This is a genomic window from Frankia sp. AgKG'84/4, from assembly GCF_023242965.2.
GTDB lineage: Bacteria > Actinomycetota > Actinomycetes > Frankiales > Frankiaceae > Frankia.
In genome coordinates this window covers 1-4,127 of record NZ_JALKFU020000489.1, presented here as the reverse complement: position 1 = coordinate 4,127, position 4,127 = coordinate 1, and the positions used below count along the sequence as shown (strand labels likewise).

The 4,127-nt window shown below is 71.8% G+C and carries 5 protein-coding genes and 1 pseudogene; 4 read left to right on the top strand and 2 right to left on the bottom strand.

Annotated features, from left to right (window positions below; genetic code table 11):
• The 3 genes from MXD58_RS21840 to MXD58_RS21830 all read left to right on the top strand — a co-directional run.
• A partial coding sequence (locus tag MXD58_RS21840) for an alpha/beta fold hydrolase (protein ID WP_250609828.1) occupies positions 1–853 on the top strand: 853 nt, incomplete at its 5' end.
• Positions 854–963: 110 nt separating this feature from the next.
• Entirely contained in the window at positions 964–1,176 is a 213-nt protein-coding gene (locus MXD58_RS21835) for a hypothetical protein (RefSeq protein WP_250609827.1), read from the top strand.
• Positions 1,163–1,465 (top strand): putative type II toxin-antitoxin system PemK/MazF family toxin, encoded by a 303-nt coding sequence (locus MXD58_RS21830; RefSeq protein WP_248837349.1) that lies wholly within the window; start codon positions 1,163–1,165, stop codon positions 1,463–1,465. Before MXD58_RS21835 ends, MXD58_RS21830 begins: the two co-directional genes overlap by 14 nt.
• Positions 1,466–1,696: 231 nt before the next feature.
• Here the strand turns inward: MXD58_RS21830 and MXD58_RS21825 are convergent, their stop codons facing one another.
• Positions 1,697–2,254, bottom strand: coding sequence for a hypothetical protein (locus MXD58_RS21825; RefSeq protein ID WP_248837348.1), 558 nt, complete (start codon positions 2,252–2,254; stop codon positions 1,697–1,699).
• A gap of 330 nt (positions 2,255–2,584) precedes the next feature.
• Positions 2,585–3,361 carry a glycosyltransferase gene (locus MXD58_RS21820; protein ID WP_248837347.1) on the bottom strand — a complete coding sequence of 259 codons (777 nt, stop codon included), beginning with the start codon at positions 3,359–3,361 and terminating at the stop codon, positions 2,585–2,587.
• A 74-nt stretch (positions 3,362–3,435) separates the two neighbouring features.
• Between MXD58_RS21820 and MXD58_RS21815 the strand changes: the two are divergent.
• Positions 3,436–4,127: pseudogene (locus MXD58_RS21815) on the top strand (hypothetical protein); the annotation flags it as partial.

Genomic DNA, 4,127 nt, shown 5'->3' with positions numbered 1-4,127 from the left:
GTCCTGGGCGCCGTCGCCGCCGCGCGCGGACGTCAGCCCGGGCGCCGAGGACGCCGCGGCCAGCGGGCCGGTGCCGATCGTGCTGGTACACGGGATCGCGGGCAGCACGGCGGACTGGGCCGCGGTCGTTCCCGACCTGGCCGCCGAGCGTCGGGTCGTCGCCTACGACCAGCGCGGCCACGGCACCAGCGGGCGCGCCCCGGGCGGACGCGCGGACTACACGTTCGATCTGCTGCTCGCCGACCTCGGCATGCTCGTGGACACCCTCGGCGCCGAGCGGATCGACCTCGTCGGGCACTCGATGGGCGGCGTCATCTCGCTGCGGTACACCCTCGACCAGCCCGGCCGGGTCCGGTCCCTGGTGCTCGTCGACACCGCCGCGGCCCCCGCGAACGCCACCGGCCCCGTCGCCCGCCGGATGGTCGGCGTGGTGCTCGACCGGATCGCCGAGTTCGCCTCCTCCCGCCGGAGGTTGACCAGCGGCGAGGACGTCGAGGCCACGCGGCACGAGACGAACCCGGCGCAGCGGCAGGTCACCTCACTCACCCGGGTGGACCCGGACGCCCTCGCCGCGTTCGGCCAGGAACTCGGCGACTACCCGTCGCTGGTGGGGCGCCTCGGCGAGATCAGCGTGCCGACCACGGTGATCGTCGGCGAGCAGGACGGGGCGCTGCGCGACTCCGCGCGCACGATGGCCGACGCGATCCCCGGCGCCCACCTCGCCGTCATCGCCGACGCCGACCACAGCCCGCACGCCAGCCGCCCCCTGGCCTGGCTGTCCGCCGTCGACAGCCACCTCACCCGCCTCGCCACCGCCCCGCACCCCGGCAACGACCCACCACCGACGTCCTGACCCACCGCGACCGCCCCCATGCGCCTGGGCCGACGCCAGGAGCACGAGCGGCCACCCGTCGTAGGAGATCGCGTCCTAGACTTCGTCCCATGCCGAGTATGAGTGTGTCGGTGCGGGCGGAGACGCTGGAGGCCGCGCGGGCCGAGGCCGCCGCAGCCGGGCTCACGCTGTCGGCCTGGGTCGAGCGGACCCTGGCCGAGGCGGTCTGGACGCGCCGCTTCGCCCGCCAGCAGGAGCGCAACGCGGCACTGGGAGTCACCTCCGACTCCCTGACCGGCGATTTCGCCCGCCTCGAGGAGCTGCGACGCCGTGCGACAGGGTGAGGTGTGGGCGCGGGCAGACGCTCCCGCGCACGCGCTGATCGTGTCCGCGGACATGTACAACAACGCGAACACCGGCCGCGTCGTCGTCTGCCCCGTCGTGCCGGGCGAGCCGCTGCCGTACGACGACTACGCCGCCGACGTCGGCATCACGATTCCCGTGCCGGGCACGGTGCTGCCCGAACTCGTGGCGTGGATGCCGACCTCAGGTCTGTCGCACCGACTCGGCGCGATCGCGCCCGAAGCCTGGCAGCGCGCCGACCAGATCCTGCGCCGCGTCCTCGGACACTGACCTCGGCCCATCCAACTGACGGCGGCCTGCCGGGGACGGGTATCGAGGCCGTGCGGCTCGACGCGGGTCCCGCGCAGCGCCAGGTGACGACCCTGGGCCAGGTGGATCCCCATGCCTCACACAAGATCAAGGTGGCGCGGACGGCTGCACCTAGCGGCATCGAAACCTGCCGAAAATTTCGCGTGCATGGCCGGGTCCGCCGCTGACGTGCGGTCTGTAGACGACGGCACGTCATAGGGGTGCGTTCACGCGTGGGTCTTCGGACCGGATGGTCTGGTCCCCCACGCGTGGATAGCCGCGGCGCCGCCGAGGGGCGGGTTCCCGGGCAAGGAGAAAGGCGGCGGAGGTGCTGACGATCAGCAGCAGAGCCCAGACCTGGTGTACCTCGTCCCAGTGGGCGCTGGTGGTGGCGACGAACAGCGCCGCACGGCCGGGCAGCGCATACAGCGCGCCGACCACGATCAGATAGACCGGGGCGGCCACGACTCCGATGGAGCCGTCAGGGCGCAGGCGGGCCACCCCGACGGTGATGGCGACGCCGAGGACCCGCAGGGCGTAGCGCAACGCGCGGGAGACCGGCAGCACCGACGTCGTCGCGACGCTCGGATCGTCCAGGACGAAGGTGTCATCTTCGCGGCCACGAGGATCTCCCAACACACGAATGATTCCACGCGGCGAGGCGGACACCAGCTCCACCGCCGCGGTGAAGCGCTCCACCGGATGATCCCCGCGCGGGCGCCCGACATCCTCGGCGGTCTTGACCACCTCGGTCGCGACTGACCCCACCATCGCCGGCGTCCCGACCCAGCCGACGGCCGACGACTGGGCCCGGCGCAACTCCCACGGTCTGATCGAACGCTTCCCGCTGCAGCTGCGGCCCGCGACCGTGCTGGTCCTCGGCACTGGCGAGCTCGGTCACCTGGCACACGCCGTAATGGTCAGGGCCGACCAACGGCGCCACCTGCTCCAGCGGCCCCTGCGACCAGATCAGCCGGTCCGGCAACACCGGCGGCGTCGTCCGGACACTCTTCGACCACGGTCATGTGAGGTTGCCCCGCCTACCCGAAACGTTCGGCATGTGTAAAAAGTGTAGAAACACACTGCATGAAATGCAGGGACTCATCCCCATTGGTCCACCCAGGACGGCGTGCTGGTGAGCAGGGCCACGCGCTGCAGGATGAGTGAATGCTGCACCCCCCCCCCGCTGAATTTTTCGTGTTGACGGGAATGCTGGGCATCGTGATGCCGGTAGCGCAGAGTCGGGAGGTCGAGGAGCACTCCGGTCGCGAGCGCGGAGCCGGCGAGCAGCGTTGCGGTGTCCTCGACGCCGCGCAGCGCTGACCAGCCACCGAGGGTGATCAACAGCGTGCGCCGCCACATCACCCCGGCGGGGTGCACCGGCGGCAGGACGCGGCCGGTTGCCAGCCTCGCCTGCCACCTGACCGCCAGCGCGCCGCGGGCGAGCTCGCCGGGCGGCAGGTCCAGTGGGGCCGGTTCCAGCGTGCCGTCGGGCCGCAGGTCGCGGGCGTGGCCGACCGCGTAGCCGGCGGTGGGATGAGCGGTGAGTGCGCCGCACAGGGCGGCGAGGGTGTGTGGTTCGAGTTCGTCGTCGGCGTCAAGGTTCTGGACGAACTGTTCGATACACCCGCCGAGGGCGATGTTGCGGGTCACGGCCGGACCCTCCCTGGTGCCGTGCCGGCCGATGCTGACCCGCCCGTCGGCGCTCGCTCCGCAGGCATCGAGCACCGCGTCGAGTTCAGCCGTCTCCTCGGGCGGGCCGTCCAGCTGCAGGCGCCAGGTCCAGTGCGGCGAGGTCTGCCGGCGCAGCGATTCCCACGCCGCCGGCAGGTAGCGGGCGTAGTCGAGATGCGCGGCAGTGACCACGTCGACACGCATGTCTGCAGTATGTCCTGATACGGACCGGAGCCGTGTGGTACATATCCGCAGGGATCGGACGATGAAGGAGGCGCATGGACGTCGCATCGATCAACGCGCGGCTCGGCCAGGCCGCGTCGGTCGATTCCCGCGAGCTCGACCGGGTCTGCGAGCAGATCGCCGCCGAGCTCATCGACGCGAACGTCGAACCGCCGTTCCGCATCCCGACCGCCGACTTCGACGTCGACGCCTGGCTCATCTGCGCCGACCGGTACTGGCGGCGGCGCCTGCTGGACGCACCGACCGTCGAGACCGCGGCCCGCTGCGCGCACTGGCTGTACGAGCACGCCGAGGCGCCGACCCACCCGCACATCGTCGAGAAATGGACGATGGGCTACGCCTTCATCACCCGGGACAACATCGAGTCCCGCCACGACCTGACGCTCGCGACCGGCCGCATCGTCGAGGCATCCGGCGGCTCCGCCGACGTCTGCTCCTTCGCCGCGCTCTACCACGCCGGAAAGCTCCGGATGAACTCCTCGTTTGACGAGCTCCGGCAGTTCCTGGAGTCCTCCCTGCTCGCCGTCGCCGCCGGGCCGCACCGCGACACCCCGCTGTTCACCGCCCTGCGCGCCTTCGCCGCCCTCGGCAGCCCCACCATCACCACCGCCCACGCCCTGGAACTGTTCGACGGCGCCTGGAACGCGCTCCCCCGCACCCGTGCCGTCCTCGACGTCTGCCTGCACGCTCTCGTCGAGGCCGAGGAGTTCCCCGGGCAGGGCGAACT

Coding starts and splice junctions, on each gene's coding strand:
- MXD58_RS21825 (WP_248837348.1), bottom strand. CDS start 2,254: ATGGTGGGGTCAGTCGCGACCGAGGTGGTCAAGACCGCCGAGGATGTC.
- MXD58_RS21820 (WP_248837347.1), bottom strand. CDS start 3,361: ATGCGTGTCGACGTGGTCACTGCCGCGCATCTCGACTACGCCCGCTAC.